20 protein-coding genes are annotated in these 18,142 nt (G+C 67.1%); 8 read left to right on the forward strand and 12 right to left on the reverse strand.

The genetic code is table 11. The annotated features are described in order from the left end of the window. Positions 1-9: 9 nt before the first annotated feature. Positions 10-249: a phosphoribosylformylglycinamidine synthase subunit PurS gene (gene purS, locus WDM91_17905; protein MEI9996476.1), complete on the reverse strand. Its 240-nt coding sequence runs from the start codon at positions 247-249 to the stop codon at positions 10-12. Further along, positions 246-1,010 (reverse strand): phosphoribosylaminoimidazolesuccinocarboxamide synthase, encoded by a 765-nt coding sequence (gene purC, locus WDM91_17910; GenBank protein MEI9996477.1) that lies wholly within the window; start codon positions 1,008-1,010, stop codon positions 246-248. The genes purS and purC overlap by 4 nt, the downstream gene beginning before the upstream one ends. A gap of 212 nt (positions 1,011-1,222) precedes the next feature. On the opposite strand from purC, the gene WDM91_17915 reads away from it, so the two are divergent. Beyond that, positions 1,223-1,543, forward strand: coding sequence for a DUF1476 domain-containing protein (locus WDM91_17915; protein MEI9996478.1), 321 nt, complete (start codon positions 1,223-1,225; stop codon positions 1,541-1,543). A 4-nt stretch (positions 1,544-1,547) separates the two neighbouring features. Here the strand turns inward: WDM91_17915 and WDM91_17920 are convergent, their stop codons facing one another. Next, complete coding sequence (locus tag WDM91_17920; protein MEI9996479.1) at positions 1,548-2,390, reverse strand: LytTR family DNA-binding domain-containing protein; 843 nt, start codon at positions 2,388-2,390, stop codon at positions 1,548-1,550. Positions 2,391-2,504: 114 nt separating this feature from the next. Here WDM91_17920 and WDM91_17925 point away from each other — a divergent pair, with 114 nt between their 5' ends. The 3 genes from WDM91_17925 to WDM91_17935 are packed head-to-tail and all read left to right on the forward strand — an operon-like array spanning position 2,505 to position 6,052. Further along, on the forward strand, positions 2,505-4,415 hold the full coding sequence (locus tag WDM91_17925) for a pyrroloquinoline quinone-dependent dehydrogenase (GenBank protein MEI9996480.1): 1,911 nt from the start codon (positions 2,505-2,507) through the stop codon (positions 4,413-4,415). Positions 4,416-4,469: 54 nt separating this feature from the next. Further along, positions 4,470-5,738, forward strand: a complete 1,269-nt coding sequence (locus tag WDM91_17930; GenBank protein MEI9996481.1) for a cytochrome P450 — start codon at positions 4,470-4,472, stop codon at positions 5,736-5,738. Positions 5,739-5,797: 59 nt separating this feature from the next. Then, positions 5,798-6,052 carry a SemiSWEET transporter gene (locus WDM91_17935; protein MEI9996482.1) on the forward strand — a complete coding sequence of 85 codons (255 nt, stop codon included), beginning with the start codon at positions 5,798-5,800 and terminating at the stop codon, positions 6,050-6,052. Here WDM91_17935 and WDM91_17940 read toward each other — a convergent pair. The 7 genes from WDM91_17940 to map form a co-directional block, all read right to left on the reverse strand. Next, positions 6,011-6,733 (reverse strand): hypothetical protein, encoded by a 723-nt coding sequence (locus tag WDM91_17940; protein MEI9996483.1) that lies wholly within the window; start codon positions 6,731-6,733, stop codon positions 6,011-6,013. The genes WDM91_17935 and WDM91_17940 overlap by 42 nt on opposite strands. Then, positions 6,730-8,034 carry an adenylosuccinate lyase gene (gene purB / locus WDM91_17945; protein ID MEI9996484.1) on the reverse strand — a complete coding sequence of 435 codons (1,305 nt, stop codon included), beginning with the start codon at positions 8,032-8,034 and terminating at the stop codon, positions 6,730-6,732. The genes WDM91_17940 and purB overlap by 4 nt, the downstream gene beginning before the upstream one ends. 15 nt (positions 8,035-8,049) lie before the next feature. Next, complete coding sequence (locus WDM91_17950) at positions 8,050-9,621, reverse strand: ATP-binding cassette domain-containing protein (protein MEI9996485.1); 1,572 nt, start codon at positions 9,619-9,621, stop codon at positions 8,050-8,052. Continuing rightward, positions 9,618-10,439, reverse strand: a complete 822-nt coding sequence (locus tag WDM91_17955) for an ABC transporter permease subunit (protein ID MEI9996486.1) — start codon at positions 10,437-10,439, stop codon at positions 9,618-9,620. Before WDM91_17955 ends, WDM91_17950 begins: the two co-directional genes overlap by 4 nt. Further along, on the reverse strand, positions 10,436-11,341 hold the full coding sequence (locus WDM91_17960; protein MEI9996487.1) for an ABC transporter permease subunit: 906 nt from the start codon (positions 11,339-11,341) through the stop codon (positions 10,436-10,438). Before WDM91_17960 ends, WDM91_17955 begins: the two co-directional genes overlap by 4 nt. Positions 11,342-11,469: 128 nt before the next feature. Next, entirely contained in the window at positions 11,470-12,186 is a 717-nt protein-coding gene (gene radC / locus WDM91_17965; GenBank protein ID MEI9996488.1) for a DNA repair protein RadC, read from the reverse strand. Between the two features lie 19 nt (positions 12,187-12,205). Then, positions 12,206-13,030 (reverse strand): type I methionyl aminopeptidase, encoded by an 825-nt coding sequence (map, locus tag WDM91_17970; protein MEI9996489.1) that lies wholly within the window; start codon positions 13,028-13,030, stop codon positions 12,206-12,208. A gap of 164 nt (positions 13,031-13,194) precedes the next feature. Here map and WDM91_17975 point away from each other — a divergent pair, with 164 nt between their 5' ends. From WDM91_17975 to WDM91_17985, 3 genes are all read left to right on the forward strand, one after another. After that, positions 13,195-13,944: a competence/damage-inducible protein A gene (locus WDM91_17975; protein ID MEI9996490.1), complete on the forward strand. Its 750-nt coding sequence runs from the start codon at positions 13,195-13,197 to the stop codon at positions 13,942-13,944. A 222-nt stretch (positions 13,945-14,166) separates the two neighbouring features. Further along, positions 14,167-14,436 carry a hypothetical protein gene (locus tag WDM91_17980; GenBank protein MEI9996491.1) on the forward strand — a complete coding sequence of 90 codons (270 nt, stop codon included), beginning with the start codon at positions 14,167-14,169 and terminating at the stop codon, positions 14,434-14,436. A gap of 122 nt (positions 14,437-14,558) precedes the next feature. Beyond that, the gene (locus WDM91_17985) at positions 14,559-14,849 is read left to right on the forward strand and encodes a hypothetical protein (protein ID MEI9996492.1); all 291 of its coding nucleotides are present in this window, start codon (positions 14,559-14,561) and stop codon (positions 14,847-14,849) included. On the opposite strand, the gene WDM91_17990 is transcribed toward WDM91_17985, so the two are convergent. Together WDM91_17990 and WDM91_17995 are read right to left on the reverse strand one after the other, a co-directional pair. Next, positions 14,846-15,721: a tetratricopeptide repeat protein gene (locus WDM91_17990; protein MEI9996493.1), complete on the reverse strand. Its 876-nt coding sequence runs from the start codon at positions 15,719-15,721 to the stop codon at positions 14,846-14,848. The genes WDM91_17985 and WDM91_17990 overlap by 4 nt on opposite strands. A gap of 121 nt (positions 15,722-15,842) precedes the next feature. Next, on the reverse strand, positions 15,843-16,583 hold the full coding sequence (locus WDM91_17995; protein MEI9996494.1) for an RNA methyltransferase: 741 nt from the start codon (positions 16,581-16,583) through the stop codon (positions 15,843-15,845). A 200-nt stretch (positions 16,584-16,783) separates the two neighbouring features. On the opposite strand from WDM91_17995, the gene WDM91_18000 reads away from it, so the two are divergent. Next, positions 16,784-17,995: an NADP-dependent isocitrate dehydrogenase gene (locus WDM91_18000; GenBank protein MEI9996495.1), complete on the forward strand. Its 1,212-nt coding sequence runs from the start codon at positions 16,784-16,786 to the stop codon at positions 17,993-17,995. The last annotated feature ends 147 nt before the right edge of the window (positions 17,996-18,142 follow it).

The following is an 18,142-nucleotide window of genomic DNA, read 5'->3' on the forward strand; positions in this document are numbered from 1 at the left end:
GGCGATCTCCTATGGGATCTCGATCTCGTATTTCTCGATCACGGTGTTGGCCAGAAGCTTCTCGCACATCGCCCTGAGGTCGCTGCGCGCCTTCGTCTCGTCGGTCTCGGCCAGGTCGATGTCGATCACCTTGCCCTGCCGCACCTCGCCGACCGCGCCGAAGCCGAGCCCGTTCAGCGCGTGGCCGATCGCCTTGCCCTGCGGGTCGAGGACGCCGGTCTTCAACGTCACGAATACGCGCGCTCTCATCGGACTAGCTGCGGTCCCTTGCTCTCGCCCTGGGTCGATTCGGGCATGATGCCGAGCCGGCGGGCGACTTCCGAATAGGCCTCGACCACGCCGCCGAGGTCGCGGCGGAAGCGATCCTTGTCCATCTTGTCGTTGGTCGTCACGTCCCACAGGCGGCACGAATCCGGGCTGATCTCGTCCGCCAGGACGATGCGCATATAGTCGTTCTCCCACAGCCGGCCGAACTCGACCTTGAAGTCGACCAGCTTGATGCCGACGCCGAGAAACAGGCCGGAGAGGAAATCGTTGATCCGGATGGTGAGGTTGACGATGTCGTCGAGGTCCTGCGGGCTGGCCCAGCCGAATGCGGTGATGTGCTCCTCGCTGACCAGCGGATCGTGCAGTGCGTCGTTCTTGTAGCAATATTCGATGATCGAGCGCGGCAGCACCGTGCCCTCCTCGATCCCCAGCCGCTTGGACATCGAGCCGGCCGCGATATTGCGCACGATCACCTCGAGCGGGATGATCTCGACTTCCTTGATGAGCTGCTCGCGCATGTTGATGCGGCGGACGAAATGCGTCGGCACCCCGATCGCGTTGAGCTGCGTCATCAGGTATTCGCTGATCCGGTTGTTCAGCACGCCCTTGCCGTCCAGCACCGCCTTCTTGGTGGCGTCGAACGCGGTGGTGTCGTCCTTGAAATACTGGATCAGCGTGCCGGGCTCGGGCCCCTCATAGAGGATCTTGGCCTTGCCTTCATAAATCATGCGCCGGCGCTTCATCGTGTTGTCCTTAGATCGTCGCCGTAGACGCGAATCGGGAGCCTGCCCGCCGCCCCGTCAGAAGCGGCAAAATAGCCAGCGCACGCCTTAGCGGCAACGTTGCGAAAGCGCGCATACGCCCCTATCCATGCGCTGTCCACAAGCTTACGCTGATGGGCGCCCAGGATGCCGCCAGATGGCGATTTAACGATTTATATTCAAGAGGTTAAGAGATGAGTGGCTCGTTCGATGATCGCCGCAAGGGCTTCGAGGCCAAATGGGCGCATGACGCCGACATGCAGTTCAAGATCATGGCCCGCCGCAACAAGCTGCTGGGCCTGTGGGCGGCCGGCGAGATGGGCAAGAGCGCCGACGAGGCTGCCGCCTACGCCAAGGAGGTGATTGCGGCCGATTTCGAGGAAGCGGGCGACGAGGACGTCTTCCGCAAGCTGCGCAAGGACCTCGGCCCGCAGATCGCCGACCAGGTGATTCGCCACAAGATGCTCGACCTGCTGGAGACCGCCGCCGAACAGGTCCAGGGCGAGGGGAAGTAGAGCGCTAAGCCGCCCGCAGTCTCGCCAGCGCCCCAGGAAAGCGGCGGGACAGCGGCACGCTGAGCGCGCCCAGTTCCACCGTGTAATCGCCGCTCCCATTCGGCGTCAGGCCCGTCATCCGCGCTGGATTGACCAGCCAGGAGCGGTGCACCCGCACGAAGCCATGTGGCGCGAGCTCCGATTCGATGGCGCTCAAGGGGGAGCGCATCAGCGGCTTGCGTCCGTCGCGCAGCGCGAACTCGACATAATTGCCCGCCGAGCTGGCCGCCAGGATGTCGTCGATGGGGATGCGCACGATCCGCGCGCCGTCGCGGATCGTGAAGGTCGTGTCGTTTGCGGTTCGCGGCGTCTGCAAGAGCCGCGCGATGAGCGTGAAGCCTCCGATCATCAGGATGTAACCCAGACCATCCTTGCTGAACTCATAGAGAAAATTGGGCCCGAAGGCGCCGAACACATAGCTTTGCCCGGCCGCCGCGTAGGCGAGCTTGCGCAGCGCGATGAAGCCCAGGACATGCGCGAGCGCGAACAGCACGGCGCCAGCCGGATGCACCAGGGCGGCGCGCCAATAGGGCCGCTCGGTCAGGGGTGCCAGCCGGAAGGCGGTCCAGGGGATCCAGAGGAACGCCATCAGCGATATCCAGCTCGAACCCTCCCAGACCACCGGGGCGAGCAGGCCATAACGCGGCGCATTGTGAAGCGTGGTGATGATGTTGAGGGTGTTGATCAGGGCAACGAGCACCCCGATCGGTGCGGCGGCGTAGAGGAAGGTTCGCCAGCCTGAGCCGCTCGTCCCGGAGCGCGCGCCGTTCGTCCCAAGCCTCTGCCAGATATCACCGATTCGGCGCATTCCGCCCCAGCCCTCTTTCACCGAAAGAGGGCGCGAACCAGATTGGAGCGTGTCGGAGCCAGGCTCAGCCATTGCCGCAATATAGGGCGCCGGGCTCCAGACCGGAGGGACAAAATGCGCAATGTCATCTTCGGGGCGGCCGCCGCCGTCCTTTTCCTCCTGCCGGGCTTGGCGCATGGCAAGGACCCCGGCTGGCCGACCTATGGTGGCGATCCCGGCGGCCAGCGCTTTTCGCCGGCGCGCCAGATCACGCCGGCCAATGTCGGCGGGCTGGCGGAAGCCTGGCGCTACTCCACCGGCGATCTCGCGACCCATGGCGACGTCATCGAGCGCGCCTCGTTCGAGAACACGCCGATCCTCGCAGAGGGCCGGCTCTATGTGTGCTCGCCGTTCAACGAAGTGAGCGCGCTCGATCCCGGATCGGGTGCGCTGCTCTGGCGCTTCGACCCGAAGCTCGACACGGCCATCCGCTATCCCAACGACTATGTCTGCCGTGGCGTCGCCTTTGCGTCCAATCTGGCCAGGGCTGGCACCGCTTGCGCCACGCGCATCTACCTCAACACCGCCGACCGCCGCCTGATCGCGCTCGACGCGCGCACCGGCAGGCCCTGCGCGAATTTCGGCAAGGACGGAACGGTGGTGATCGGCGAAGGCGCGGTGCGCGAGGGCAAGACCAGGCGCTTCGGCCGCATTCACACCACCTCCGCGCCGGTGGTCAGCCATGGCGTGGTGGTCGTCGGTTCCGCGATCGACGACAACCAGAAGGTCGACGAGCTGCGCGGCACCGTCCACGCCTATGACGCGGTGAGCGGTGCGCAACGCTGGGCCTTCGATCCGCTCGCCAATGCGCATATCCGCGGCGGCGCCGCCAATGTCTGGGCGCCGATGAGCGTGGATGAGGGGCGCGGCCTGGTCGTCCTGCCGGTCTCCAGCGCCAGTCCCGACTTCTTCGGCGGCTTGCGCGCGGGCAGCGGCAAATATGCGAATTCCGTCGTCGCGCTGCACATCGCCGACGGCACGGTGGCGTGGTCGTTCCAGACCACGCATCACGACGTCTGGGATTACGACATTCCCGCCCAGCCGACGCTGGGCACGGTGACCTATCGCGGCAACACGGCGCCGGCGGTGCTGCAGCCGACCAAGCAGGGCCTCCTCTTCACCCTGAACCGCGAGACCGGCGTGCCGCTCATCCCCGTGGTGGAGCGCAAGGTCCCGCAAGGTGGCGCGCCGGGCGAAACGCTTTCGCCGACCCAGCCCTTTCCCGTCGCGCCGGGGCCGCTGGCGCCCAACCGCATCACACCGGACGATGCCTTCGGCCTCACCTTCTGGGATCGCGGCAAGTGTCGCGCGATGATCGCGGCCGTGCGCCATGACGGGCTCTACACGCCGCCGAGCACGCAAGGCACGATCCTTTATCCCTTCACCGGCGGCGGGACGAACTGGGGCGGCCTCGCCTTCGACGCGGCGCGCGACGTCGTCTACGTCAACACATCGAGCGCGATGCATCTGGTGACGCTGATCCGCCAGAAGGATTTCGCCGAGGCTCGCGAGCGGTTCTTCGACAAGGAGGTCTCGCCCAATGAAGGGGCGCCTTTCGGCATGAAACGCGAGACGCTGGTGTCGCCGCTCGGCCTGCCATGTAATCCGCCGCCCTGGGGCCAGCTGCATGCCATCGACATGCATACCGGCCGGATCCTGTGGTCGGTGCCGCTGGGCAGCACCGAAGACCTCGCGCCGTTCAGCGAATATCTGCTGGGCAAGACCGGCACGCCCAATCTCGGCGGCCCGATGGCGACCGCCGGCGGCCTCGTCTTCATCGGCGCGACGATGGACGACTACCTGCGTGCCTTCGATGCGAAAAGCGGCGCGGAACTGTGGAAGGGCCGCCTCCCGGCCGGCGGACAGGCGACGCCGATGACCTATGTGTGGAAAGGCCGCCAATATGTGGTGATCGCCGCCGGCGGCCATTCCAAGCTTGGGACCAAACGCGGCGACACGGTGATGGCCTTCGCGCTGCCGAATTGACTTCCCCCACGGAAATCGGCGCAGTTAGCGGCACCGATTTTCCGCGAGGATGCGATGACCGCCGAGCTCGACAACGCGCTGGTTTCGAACGTCACCTATGGCGACGAAGCGAAGATCCACGGCCTGCTGGCCGAGCTGCGCAAGAACGATCCCGTCCACTGGACCCAGCCGGAAGGCTACCGTCCCTTCTGGTCGCTCACCAAGCATGCCGACATCCTCGAGATCGAGAAGCTCAACGACCAGTTCCAGAACGAGCCGCGCTCGGTGCTGATGAACCGGCAGGCCGAGCACGACCTCGCGGCGATGTGGGGCGGCCCCGATCCCAAGACCGGCCGCGTCTCGCCGCTGCGCACGCTGATCGACATGGATGGCGCCGACCATCGCGCCTATCGCGGCCTGACGCAGGCCTGGTTCATGCCGCCGAACCTGCGCAAGAACCTGGAGACGCGCACCGCCGAGCTCGCCAAGCGCTATGTCGACAAGATGCAGGCGATGGGCTCGGAATGCGACTTCGCCAAGGACATCGCGGTCTACTATCCGCTGCATGTCATCATGTCGATCATGGGCGTGCCGGAGAGCGACGAGCCCCGCATGCTGCAGCTGACCCAGGAATTGTTCGGCGGCGGCGACCCCGACATGCAGCGCAAGGAGCGCGATCCCAACACCAATGTGATCGCCGACTTCTTCGCCTATTTCAACACCGTGACGGAGGAGCGGCGCAAATGCCCGGGCGAAGATCTTGCCACCGTCATCGCCAACGGTCAGGTCAATGGCTGCCCGCTCGGACCGGTCGAGACCGCGTCCTATTACATCATCGTCGCGACGGCGGGCCATGACACGACGAGCTCGTCCATCGCGGGCGGGCTGCGCGCGCTGATCGAGAACCCCGACCAGCTGGCCAAGCTCCAGGCCAATCCGGAGCTGCTGGGCGGCGCGGTGGACGAGATCATCCGCTGGGTCACGCCGGTACAGCATTTCATGCGCACCAATATGGGCGAGGCCTATACGCTGCGCGGCAAGACGATCGAGAAGGGCCAGGCCGTGCAGCTGCTCTATATCTCGGGCAATCGCGACGAGGATGTGTGGCCCGATGCCGACGAATTCCGCGTCGATCGCGAGAACAACCGGCATGTCGCTTTCGGCTACGGCGCCCATCTGTGCCTCGGCCAGCATCTCGCCAAGATGGAGATCCGGGCCTTCTTCAAGGAGCTCCTGGCGCGCCTCGACAGCATTGAGATGACCGGTGAGTCCAAGCGCGTGCAGTCGACCTTCGTGAGCGGCCTGAAGACGCTGCCGGTGCGCTACAAGCTGCGCGCGGCTTGAGCTTCGACCCACCGCCGACGAGAGGGTAGGGTAGACGCCGAATCGAAGACGGCTGCGGCATGGATCCCGTTACCCTCATCGGCCTTGCTGCGGCATTCTGCACGACGGTTGCGTTCCTGCCGCAGGTCATCCAGACTTGGCGGACGCGCTCGACCAAGGATTTGTCGCTGCCCATGTTCGCCGTGTTCACGACGGGCATCTTTCTCTGGCTGATCTATGGCGCCATCATCGGCGATGTGCCGCTGATCGCGGCCAATGGCGCGACCTTCCTGCTATCCGGCACCATTCTCTACTTCAAGCTGCGCCACGGCTGAGCCACTGCCCAGCGCGCCGCGGATATCGACGATCAGGAACACCACCCAGGCCAGCGTCACGGCATTGGAGATGAACGGTCCGAACAGGCGCGGATTGGCGATGCCGAGCACCGTTCCGAGGAAGGCCAGGCCGCACAGTGCCGCCGCCGGATAGTTGAGCCGGCCCGTCCGGATCAGGATCGTCCCGCCCACCGCGGCGCCCAATCCCAGCGTCAGCCATTTCAGTCCGGTGGCCCAGGGCAGCACCGCCAGCGAAAAGCCCATCATGTCGGGCGCCGCCGTGATCTGGAACAGGCAGACATTCTCGACATAGTCGCCGAGCAGCGCCAGCGCCGAGAGCAGGAAGCCGATCAGCGCCGAGCGGTCGTCGCGCGGCACCATGGCGAGGAAGAAGAACAGCAGGAACACGCCATAGGCGGGAATGAAGACCAGGCTGTCGATCCAGGTGATCGCGTTGATCTGCGCCGCCAGCGCATTGCGGCAGGCGCTAGGCCCGCCCCCGAAGATCGCGCGCAGGTCGGCGAGGTTGCGCGCCAGTTCCTCGCCGATCACCGGCGCATAGCCCTTCGCCAGGCCGCCGCAGGGGACGAGCGGTGCCTGGAACAGCGCGAACAGCGCCAGAAGAAGCACGACGATGCCGCCGCCCAGGCTGATGCGATAGGCGAGGCGGGCCGAGATCATGCGCCGAAAACCCGCGCGAAGATCGTGTCGACATGCTTGGTATGGTAGTCGAGGTCGAACATCGCCTCGAGTGCCGCGGCCGGCACCACGCTCGCCACGTTCGGATCCGCCTTCAGAAGCTCCAGCAGCGTGCCCTCGCCCGCCCAGGCGCGCATCGCATGGCCCTGCACCAGCTTGTACGCGGCCTCGCGCTCGATGCCGGCCTGGGTGAGCGCCAGCAAGGCGCGCTGCGAATGGATGATGCCTTGCGTGGATTCCAGATTCTTCCGCATCCGGTCGGCGCGGATCAGGAGCTTGTCGATGATCCCCGCCATGCGCACCAGCGCGAAGTCCAGCGTGATGGTCGCGTCCGGCGCGATGAACCGCTCGACCGAGGAATGCGACATGTCCCGCTCATGCCACAGCGCCACGTTCTCGAACGCCGGTATCGCATAGGATCGGATGACGCGCGCCAGGCCTACGACGTTTTCGCTCAGGATCGGATTGCGCTTGTGCGGCATGGCGGAGGAGCCTTTCTGCCCTTCCGCGAAGAATTCCTGCGCCTCCAGCACCTCGGTGCGCTGCAGGTGCCGCACCTCGGTCGCCAGCCGCTCAAGCGAGCTCGCCACCACGGCCAGCGCCGCGAAATAGGCCGCATGGCGGTCGCGCGGGATCACTTGCGTCGACATGGTCTCGACCTCGAGGCCGAGCTTGCCCGCGACATGCGCCTCGACGCGCGGATCGACATTGGCGAACGTTCCCATCGCGCCGGAGATCATGGCCGTCGCGACTTCCGCGCGCGCCGTCACCAGGCGCGCCCGGTTGCGGGTGAACTCGGCATAATAGCCCGCGAGCTTCAGGCCGAACGTCGTCGGCTCGCCATGGATGCCGTGGCTGCGCCCGATGGTCGGCGTGTACTTGTGCTCCAGCGCCCGCGTCTTCAGCGCCGCCAGCAGCAGATCGACATCGCCGATCAGGATGTCCGTCGCCCGCGCCAGCTGCACCGCCGTCGTGGTGTCGAGCACGTCCGACGACGTCATGCCCTGGTGCACGAATCGCGCCGCCGGCCCGATCAGCTCGGCGAGATGCGTGGTGAACGCGATGGTCTCGTGCCGCGTCTCCTTCTCGATCTCGACGATGCGGTCGGGATCGATGGTTGCGGCATTGCCCTTCTTCCAGATCTCGGCGGCGGCGTCCTTGGGGATCACGCCCAGTTCGGCGAGCGCGTCGGCGGCATGCGCCTCGATCTCGAAATGGATGCGGTATTTGGTTTCGTCCGACCAGAGCGAAACCATCTGCGGGCGGGAATAGCGGGGGATCATCTTGCGACCGGTTTGTTACGCCGCCTTATACGCCCCGGGGGCGGCCGCCTCAATCAGCGCGCGGGTCTCCGCATCCTTGGGATTCTTGAGGATGTCGCGCAGCGGCCCGCGCTCCACCACCCGGCGGTCCTTGAACACCATCCCGTCGTCGGCCAGCGCCTGCGCCACGCTCATATCGGCGGTGATCACCAGGAAGGCGGGCCCTTCCTGTCGCCGCAAGGATTCCAGCAATTCGATCAGGATCGACTGGGCAAAGGCGTCCAGCCCCCGCAACGGTTCGTCGATCACCGCGAGGAAGGGCGCCCCCACGATGGCGCGTGCCACCTGCAACCGCCGCTTATCGAAGGGCGAAAGCGTCGCCACCGCCCGCCGCCCATCATGGCTGGCGAGGCCGACGCGCTTGAGCGCGGTCTCGCGGTGCCCCGCGACCATCTCGCGCGGCAGCCGCAGATGCGCCCGCAGCGGCTCGTCCACCGTGTCCCACAGCGTCATGCGCGGATCGAGCGCGTCGTCGGCGCCTGTGATGAAGGCGATGCGGCGGCGCAGGCGCGACGTCATCGCCGCCGACAGGATGCTCATGTCGACCTGATCGAGCACCACGCGGCCGCCCGCGACCGGATCGAGACCCAGCAGCGCGCGCACCAGCGCCCGGCGTCCAGAACCTTCCTCGCCGATCAGCGCCAGCGCCGCGCCGCGGCGCAACTCGAAGGAGATGCCGTCGCGTCCCCGCGCGCGCGGCTCTTTCGCCCCCAGCAGGTCGAGAGCCTGGACCTGCAGCAAGGGCTCGCCGCGGACGCTGCGCGACGGCGGCGCTTCGACCGGCGTGCGCAGCGCCTTGAACAGCGTGCGCGTATAGGCATGGCTTTGGCCGCCGGCGAGCTTGGCGAACGGACCTTCCTCGACGACCTTTCCCCGGCGCAGCACGAGCACGCGGCTGTTCAGCCGCGCCGCGGTCCGAAGACCGCGCGCCGCATAGAGCAGCGCGAAGCCCAGCCGTGCCTGCTCCGCGACCAGGGCATCCACGATGGTGCGGATCGCGCGCGGCGTCAGCTCCGCGAAGGCGTGGTCCGCGATCAGAAGGTCCGGCGCCTGCGCCATCGCCGCCGCCAGCAGCGCCCAGCTGAGCGCCATGACGCCCATCTCGCCCGGCATCTTGTTCAGTTCGGCGAAAGCCGGCGCGCCGGGAAAGCGCTCCAGCGCGAGCCGCAGCTCCTCGCGCGCGCTGGCGCGCGGGCTGCCGTGCCGGCGCGCGACGACCCGCGTCAGCTGCGAGACGACGCTGGCATGCGGATTGAGCGGCGCCGCCTCGGCGCCGGCGAGATAGACGACGCGCAGGCCGGGTCGCGTCCGAGCCGACGCCGGCAGGGGCGCGCCTTCGGCGAACCGGACTGTGCCGGAAAGCTCGTCGCCGCGCGGCGCATAGCCGCCCAGCACGCGCAGCAGCGCATCCTTGCCGCTATTGTCGTCGCCCAGCACCACCAGCGTCTCGCCGGCATCGAGGCGGAACGACAGCTTGTCGAGCTCGACGGCACCGCCGCGCGCCACGCCCAGTTCGGACACTTCGACGATGCGCCGCGCCTCGCTCATGCCCGCTCGCCTTCGTCCAGGCCGGCCGCGAGGCGTGCGAACAGGATCAGCAAGGTCAGCGCCAGGGCGGGAAACGCCGCCGTCCACCAGGCGTGGAGGAAATAAGGCTTGGAGGCCGCGATCATCAGGCCGAGGTCGCGGTGCGGCGGCACCGCGCCGAATCCCAGGAAGCTCACGGTGGACAGGATGATCGAGACCGCGGCCAGCGCACGGGCGGCGCTCGACAGGATCGTGCCGGTGAATTCATAGGTGAGATCGCGCCGCATCAGGGTCGAGGCGGAAATCCCGGTGGCGCGGGCATATTCGGAATGCGTCGCGCGTGCCTGCGACCGTGCCTGCTCGAAGGCGCGCACGAAGGCGAAGGGCGCGGCGGAAAGGCCCGCGGCGATGCCGCCCCAGCCGCGCGCCGAGAGCCCGATCGCCAGCACCGCCAGCAGGAGCGCCGGCAGCGCAGCGAAAATCCCCATCGCGCCGCGCAGGGTCAGCGCCAGCCCGCGCGGCAAGCGCGCCGCGACGAAGCCGAACAGCGAACCGGCGACCAGCGCGGTGAGGGTTGCGGGCAAGGCGCTGCGGACCGTCGCGCTCAGTCCGTGCAGGGTCTCGCTCAGCATGTCGCGACCCAGGATGTCGGTGCCGAAGCGGAAATCCATCGATGGAGCGGCGAGCAGCGGCCCGATCCCCGTGGCGCTGGCCGGCGCGGTGGCGAGGAAGTCCGACAGGCTCACCGCCACCGCGATAAGGCCAAGCCCGATCCAGCCCGTCGCGCGCAGGGCGGCGTGCAGCGATTGCGTCGCGGGCGCCGCGCTGCTCACGCTCATGCCGCAGCCCCGGCGAGCGGAAAGGCGGCGCAGCGGCCGATGAAGGCCGCGATCATGGTCAGGGCGGCGAACACCAGCAGGATCGGCGCGACGACGGCCCAGTCGTGCAGCGCCACCGACTTCACGAACAGATCGGCGGCGCCGGCGTAGTTGAACACCCATTCCGCGACCGCCGCGGCGGAGAACAGCGCCAGCATGACGTCGCCCAGGCTGGCCAGCAGCCCCGCGAGAATTCTCGGCACGCCGTAAACGGTCTCGACTTCCCACGCCGAAAGCCCCATGCGGCGAAGCTGGACATGCCAGGGCTGGCGCGCGACTTCGGCGCCGGCCCGCCGAAGCGCCAACTGCGCCGCCGCCGCGCCGGCGAGGCCGACCGTCAGCACGGGAAGCAGCAAAGTTTCGATTTCGCCGGCGCTGTGTGGGATGAGGCGGAGGTCCGTGGCGGTGCCGGTTCCGCCCGGCACCGGCCAATGCAGCAGGTTGGCGGCGACGAACGCCAGCGCCAGGCCTGCGCAGAAGATCGGCGCAGCCGAGACGACCTGGATCAGCGGTGCCGCGGCGCGGCGCGCCGGACCGGCCCCGAACAGGACACCCACCGGGACGCCGACCAGCAGCGCGACGGCGAGACCTTCCAGCACCAGCCCGAGGGTCAGCGGCAGATGCGCCGCCAGTTCTGCGACCGCCGTCTCGCCGCTCATCGCGCTATGTCCGAAATCCAGGTGCCCGAAGCCCCCCAGTGCCCGTCCCCAGGCGACCAGGAAGGGCCACGGCCCGTCGCCGGCATGCGGCCGCGCCAGTCCGGAGATCGCAGCGGCCAGCAGGACGGCGCCCAGCAATCCCAGCGCCAGTCTCCCGGCCTCGCGCAGCACGAAACGCAGCATGAAGTCCCCGATCTCGGGCAACTATACCAGCGCCCCCCGGCAAGGCCATTCGTCTGTAATCCGCGCCTGCTTGGCGGAAGATTAATGCGGCGGCGGAACCGGTCAGCTCTTGGCGACCGGGACGCAACGCAACGCCTGATGCCGCCGCGTTAGAGCAGCCCAAGCGCCTTGAAGCTCGCATGCCCGCTGCGGCCGATCACCAGGTGGTCGTGGACCGCGATCTTCAGCGCCTTGGCCGCGGCGCAGACGTCGCGCGTCATCTCGATGTCGGCACGGCTCGGCGTCGGGTCGCCGCTGGGGTGGTTGTGCACCAGGATCACGGCGCTCGCGCCCAGCTCGAGCGCCCGCTTGACGATCTCCCGCGGATAGACCGGGGCATGATCCACGGTGCCCCTGGTCTGTACCTCGTCCGCGACCAGGATGTTCTTGCGGTCGAGGAACAGGACGCGGAATTCCTCGGTGGGACTGCGCGCCATCGCCGCCGTGCAGTAATCGATGAGGGCGGCCCAGGAGCTCAGCGCCGGCTTGTTCAGCATGGCGGCGCGCGACAGGCGCAGCGCCGCGGCCTCGACGATCTTGAGCTGGGTCACGGCGGCCTCGCCGATCCCCTCGACTTCCAGCAGCCGCGCCCGCGGCGCCTGGATCGCCTCCGCGAAGCTGCCGAAATGCGCGATGATGTCCTTGGCCAGGGGCTTGACGTCGCGCCGCGGGATCGCCGCGAACAGCACCAGCTCCATCAGCTCGTAGTCCGGCATCGCGCCCGCGCCGCCGTCGAGGAAGCGTTCGCGCAGCCGCTCGCGATGGCCGAGCTGATGCGATGCCGCGGCGGTCGCCGCGTCCGGCGCCGGCGCGAACAGCCGGCCCATGTCCGCGAGGGCGGTCGGCTCAGATGTAGGGAGGCTTGTCCCAGCCCTTGGGCGACTTGGTGAAGATCTCGACGCCATTCTCGGTCACACCCACGGAATGTTCGAATTGGGCGGAAAGCGAACGGTCGCGTGTCACGGCCGTCCAACCGTCGTTGAGAACCTTTACGCCGTAGCCGCCGAGATTGATCATGGGCTCGACGGTGAAGAACATCCCCGGCTTCAGGCCGATGCCGTGGCCGGGCTTGCCATAATGCACGATGTTGGGCAGCGCGTGGAAGATGCGCCCCAGGCCGTGGCCGCAGAAATCGCGCACCACCGCGCAGCGCTCCTGGCCCTCGGCATAGCTTTGGATCGCGTGCCCGATATCGCCGGTCGTCGCGCCGGGCTTCACCACGGCGATGCCGCGCATCATCGATTCATAGGTGATGTCGACCAGCCGCTTGGCTTTGAGCTTGACGTCGCCCACCAGGTACATCCGGCTGGTGTCGCCGTGCCAGCCGTCCAGGATCACCGTCACGTCGATATTGATGATGTCGCCATCGCGCAGCGGCTTGTCGTTCGGGATGCCGTGGCACACCACGTGGTTGATCGAGGTGCAGACCGTGTGGCGATAGCCGCGATAGCCGAGGCAGGCCGGCACCGCGCCATGGCTCACGACGTAGTCATAGGCCAGCTTGTCGAGATATTCGGTTGTGACGCCGGGCTTCACTTCCGGCACCAGCAGGTCGAGCACCTCGGCCGCCAATCGCCCCGCGCGGCGCATGCCGTCGAAATCCGACGGATCGTGCACCGTCACCGCGAAATGGGCTTTGCGGGTGGCTTCGAACTGTTCGGCGTCGGGCATGAAGGACATCATGGCAGGAAGATATAGAAGCTCCCGCCCCATTCTCAATGGCTTTCTTGGCCGCTTCGGCGGAGGCTGTTGAATCTCTTGGACTTTTCCCTGCCGGAACCGGATCGGTTCCGAGCCATGGCCCTTTGCGCCGCCGATGCGCTAAAAACGAGCCCATGAGTTCAAATCCCACCGCCGCCGTCCTCGTGATCGGGGACGAGATCCTCTCGGGCCGCACCCAGGACACCAACACCGCCTATATCGCGCGCTTCCTCGGCGCGCTGGGGATCGACCTGCGCGAGGCGCGCGTGGTGCCCGATGTGCAGGACGAGATCGTCGCCGCGCTCGACGCGCTGCGGGCCCGCTACACCTATGTCTTCACCACCGGCGGGATCGGCCCGACGCATGACGACATCACCTTCGAGGCGGTGGCCGCTGCGTTCGGGGTCGGCTGCCATTTCCATCCCGAGGCGATGGAAGCGATGGCGGCGCGCTACAAGCCGGGCGAGTTCAACGACGCGCGCAAGCGCATGGCGTATATCCCGATCGGTGCGGAGCTCGTGCAGAACACGGTCTCCACCGCGCCGGGCGTCCATATCGGCAACGTGTTCGTGATGGCCGGCGTGCCGATGATCATGCGCGCGATGATGGATGCGATCGAACCGCGGCTGGCGCGCGGCGCCGTCGTCCACAGCGCGACGGTGCAGACCAAGGTTCCCGAAGGCCGTCTTGCCGAGGGGCTGGCGGCCATCCAGCGCGACCATAAAGACGTCGCAATCGGCAGCTATCCGTTCTACCGCGAAGGCGGAAACGGCGTTCAACTGGTCGCGCGCGGTCGCGATCCCGAGGATGTCGAAGCCGCGGCCCGGAAGATCGAGGCTCTGCTTCGCGATTTGGGCGCCCCGGGCACAAGGGTAACCACTTGAGCCGTTTCGGCTGTTTTGGCCGGAGCCCGGTTTTCTTGACATTAAGCATGACAAGGCAGGGTGCCTTGTGTAGCGTCCTCCGAAGAGAGGCGAAGCCGCGACGAACGGCGCGCCCCTGGGGCGGAAACTACGAACGAATGGGCTGCGGCCCGACGAAAGGACTGGGGCCCGTGCCAAGGGCTCGCAACGCGTTTTGACCTTGGAGTAGCGACAAAGATGACGATGAAGCGGGTTCTGGGGGCTGCGGTTGGCGGCATCGTGGTGGCGGTGGCCGGCGTCGCGTTGGCGGCGAACCTGACATCGTCGAAACAGGCGGATTTCTTCGCCTCCGGGCGGCATCAGTTCTATGTCTGGTGCGCCGGCGGCAGCGACTTCATGGCGATGCAGAACGGCGCCAGCGCGGCGGACGCGCAGATCAAGCTCTACACTCAGGAAAAGCGCGCCGGCAAAACCAATTGCTGGCCGGTCTGGCAGGGCCGGATTTCGGGCTGAACGCTGCAGAATTCGGATTTTCGACGGCGGCCGGAAGGCCGCCGTTTTCGTTTGTGGCGGTGTCTTGACTTGCCGTCGCGCCCGGTAAGTATGCGGTTCAGCACACGCATGGAGACGGCCAGGTGAAATACGGAATCGACTATCGCTACCTGCCCAAGGGCGGCGCCACGCCGGTGGACAACACCCAGCCGGTGGATGTCGAGGTCGATCACGACCAATTCGCGCTGATCCCCAATGTCGGCGATTTCGTGGACATCCCGGGCGACGATCCGGGCATGCGCAACGTGCCGCTCAAGGGCAAGGTCCGGTCGCGCCTGTTCCGCTATGTGATGAACTATTGCTACATCACCATCGTGGTGGAAGAGAGCGACGACGACTGGGCCAAGCTTCGCGCCAAGCACGCCAACAACTAAAGTCCCAATTGCTTTGCTTCGGCGGCGAGCGCGGCGAGTTGATCGCTGCGCCCGGCCGCTGCCTTGCGCGCATCCGCCAATGCGGCGAGCGCCTTGTCCTTGTCGCCCAGCACGGCATAGGCGCGGATGAGCCGCTGCCAGCCCGCGGGATCGTCGGGCTCGGCCTTCAGCCGCGCCGCGAGGCCGGCGACCATCGCCGCGACATCCGGCGGGCCGCCTCCGCCCCGCGCGGTCAGCGCCGCGATCCGGTCCACCAGTTCGGCGTGCAGCGGCGAATCGGGCGGCGTGTCGCCCAGCAGGCTGTTCCAATAGCGCAGGCCCGCCGGCGCATTGCCGCGTGCCGCCTCGGCAAGGCCCAGGAAATAGCGTGCCGGCACGTCCTTGGGATCGAGCGCGATGGCCTGCCCGAAGGCCGCTTCCGCCTCGGGCGTCACCGCCCCGGCCGCGCCCTGGGTGAGCGCCTCGCCATAGGCCGAATAGAGGAAGGAGTAATGCCGTCCCAGCCCCGCTGCCGCATCGATCGAGCGCCCGAAGGCATTGGCGGCGTCTTGGTAGTCGTGGGCTGCGGCATAGGCCTGGCCCAGCAACGCCCAGCCGCGCGGATCGGCCGGGTGGGTCCGCACCGCGATTCCCAGCCGGCCGATCAGCGCGTTCGGGCTCCGGTCGTCGGCGCCCTTGAGCGCGCGCACCGCAAGCGCCGGCTGGCCGAGATAGAGATAAAGCCCGCCGCCGATCCCCAGCACCAGAAGCGCCACGGCGGCACCCAGCAGCAACCGGCCGCGTCCCGTCAGCCGCCAGAGCACCGGCCCGGCGGCAAAGCCGGCCGCGGCCAGCGCGATCAGGACGAAAAGGAGATAGGCGAGGGTGGTCATGAACCCAGGCGTTAGCATATCGGACGAAACTTGACCTCCCCCTTGCGGCGAGGTCGAAATTTGCGAAGCAAATTTCGGGTGGGGGAATGCCGCCGACCACACTCCGCCGTTCGCAACCGATCTACTCCGGCGGCGGCCGTCTGAACTTGCCCTTCGCCAGGGCCACGATCATGCCGCGGATCGTGCGCACCTCCTGGTCTGTCAGGTCGGCCCGGTTCAGCAGTGCCCGCATATGGCGGATCATCGGCGTCTCCTTGCTGGGCGGATAGAGAAAGCCCGAGCGCAGCAGCTCGCGCTCCAGATGCTCGAAGAGATGGAACATCTCCTCGCGCGTCGCCGTCTTGGCGATCGGCCCATGGTCGATCCGCACAGCCGGCGTCTGGTCGGCGGCGCGGAACCATTCCCAGCACAGGATCATCACCGACTGCGCGAGGTTGAGGGAGGAGAACTTCGCCGTGGGGATCGTGACGATGGCCGTCGCCAGCGACACTTCGTCATTGTCGAGCCCGGCGCGCTCGCCGCCGAACAGGATGCCGCAGCGCGTGCCGGCCGCAACCGCGACGTGCAACTGCGCCGCGGCCTCCGGTGGCGTGACGACCGGCTTGGCGACGCCGCGCTCGCGTGCCGTGGTGGCGAAGACCAGCTGCAGGTCGGCCAGGGCGCTTTGGGCGTCGTCGAACAGGCGCACGGCGTCGAGCAGGTCCGACGCCCCCGCCGCCATATGCCGCGCCTTCTCGTTGGGCCAGCCGTCGCGCGGCTGGATCAGCCGCAGGTCCGACAGCCCGAAATTCTTCATCGCCCGCACGGCCGCGCCGATGTTCTCGCCCAGTTGGGGATGGCTGAGGATGATGGCGGGGGCCATCACTTTTCACCTCCCCGGCACGGGGAGGTCGACGCGCATAGCGCGTCGGGTGGGGACGTGCCGATGGGGGATTGCCCCACCCGGAACGCTGCGCGTTCCGACCTCCCCGTGCCGGGGAGGTGAAGGAGAGCCTGGATGCCGCTTTGACCTGTCATTGTCCCGTCGCTATACCCCGCGCCAGCAGCACTTTCGAGGCCCCCATGGACAAGATCAAAGTCGCCAACCCTGTCGTCGAGCTCGACGGCGACGAGATGACCCGCATCATCTGGGACCTCATCAAGAAGAAGCTGATCCTCCCCTATCTCGACGTGAAGCTGGAATATTACGACCTGGGGATCGAGCATCGCGACGCCACCAACGACCAGGTCACGGTCGACGCGGCGCACGCCATCGCCAGGCACGGCGTCGGCGTCAAATGCGCCACCATCACGCCGGATGAGGCGCGGGTCGAGGAGTTCAAGCTCAAGAAGATGTGGAAGTCGCCCAACGGCACGATCCGCAACATCCTGGGCGGCGTGATCTTCCGCGAGCCGATCATCTGCAAGAATGTGCCGCGCCTGGTGCCGGGCTGGACCCAGCCCATCGTGGTCGGTCGCCACGCCTTCGGCGACCAGTATCGCGCCACCGATTTCCGCTTCCCCGGCAAGGGCAAGCTGACGATCAAATTTGTCGGCGAGGACGGGCAGGTGATCGAACACGAGGTGTTCGACGCGCCGGGCGCCGGCGTCGCGATGGCGATGTACAATCTCGACGATTCGATCCGCGACTTCGCGCGCGCCTCGCTGAACTACGGTATCGCGCGCAACTATCCGGTCTACCTGTCGACCAAGAACACCATCCTCAAGGCCTATGACGGCCGCTTCAAGGATATCTTCCAGGAGGTCTACGAGACCGAGTTCGCCGCCAAGTTCAAGGAGCTCGGCATCACTTACGAGCACCGCCTGATCGACGACATGGTGGCCTCCGCGCTCAAGTGGAGCGGCGGCTATGTCTGGGCCTGCAAGAACTACGACGGCGACGTGCAGTCCGACACCGTGGCGCAAGGGTTCGGCTCGCTCGGCCTGATGACCTCGGTGCTGCTCTCGCCCGACGGCAAGACGGTGGAAGCGGAAGCCGCACACGGCACGGTCACGCGCCATTACCGCGAGCATCAGAAGGGCAAGTCGACCTCGACCAACTCCATCGCCTCGATCTTCGCCTGGACCCGCGGCCTCAGCCACCGCGCCAAGCTCGACAGCAATCCGGCGCTCGACAAATTCGCGCACACGCTGGAGAAGGTCTGCGTCGACACGGTGGAGCAGGGCTTCATGACCAAGGACCTCGCGCTGCTCGTCGGTCCGGACCAGAAGTGGCTCACCACCGAAGGCTTCCTCGACAAGGTCGACGAGAATCTCAAAGCGGCGATGGCCTGACGCTCCGGCACGGAGTGCATCCTGCGGTTGAATCGACGCGGAAAATTCTTGCCGCCGGTTGAATTGCCGCGTCCTGGAATCGAAGAGTCCGATTCTGCCGTTTCATGCTGCGTGAAAGCGGCATCAGGGCTCTTACGTATCGCCGAC

It is taken from the genome of Rhizomicrobium sp., assembly GCA_037200385.1.
In the GTDB taxonomy this organism is placed as follows: Bacteria; Pseudomonadota; Alphaproteobacteria; order Micropepsales; family Micropepsaceae; genus Rhizomicrobium.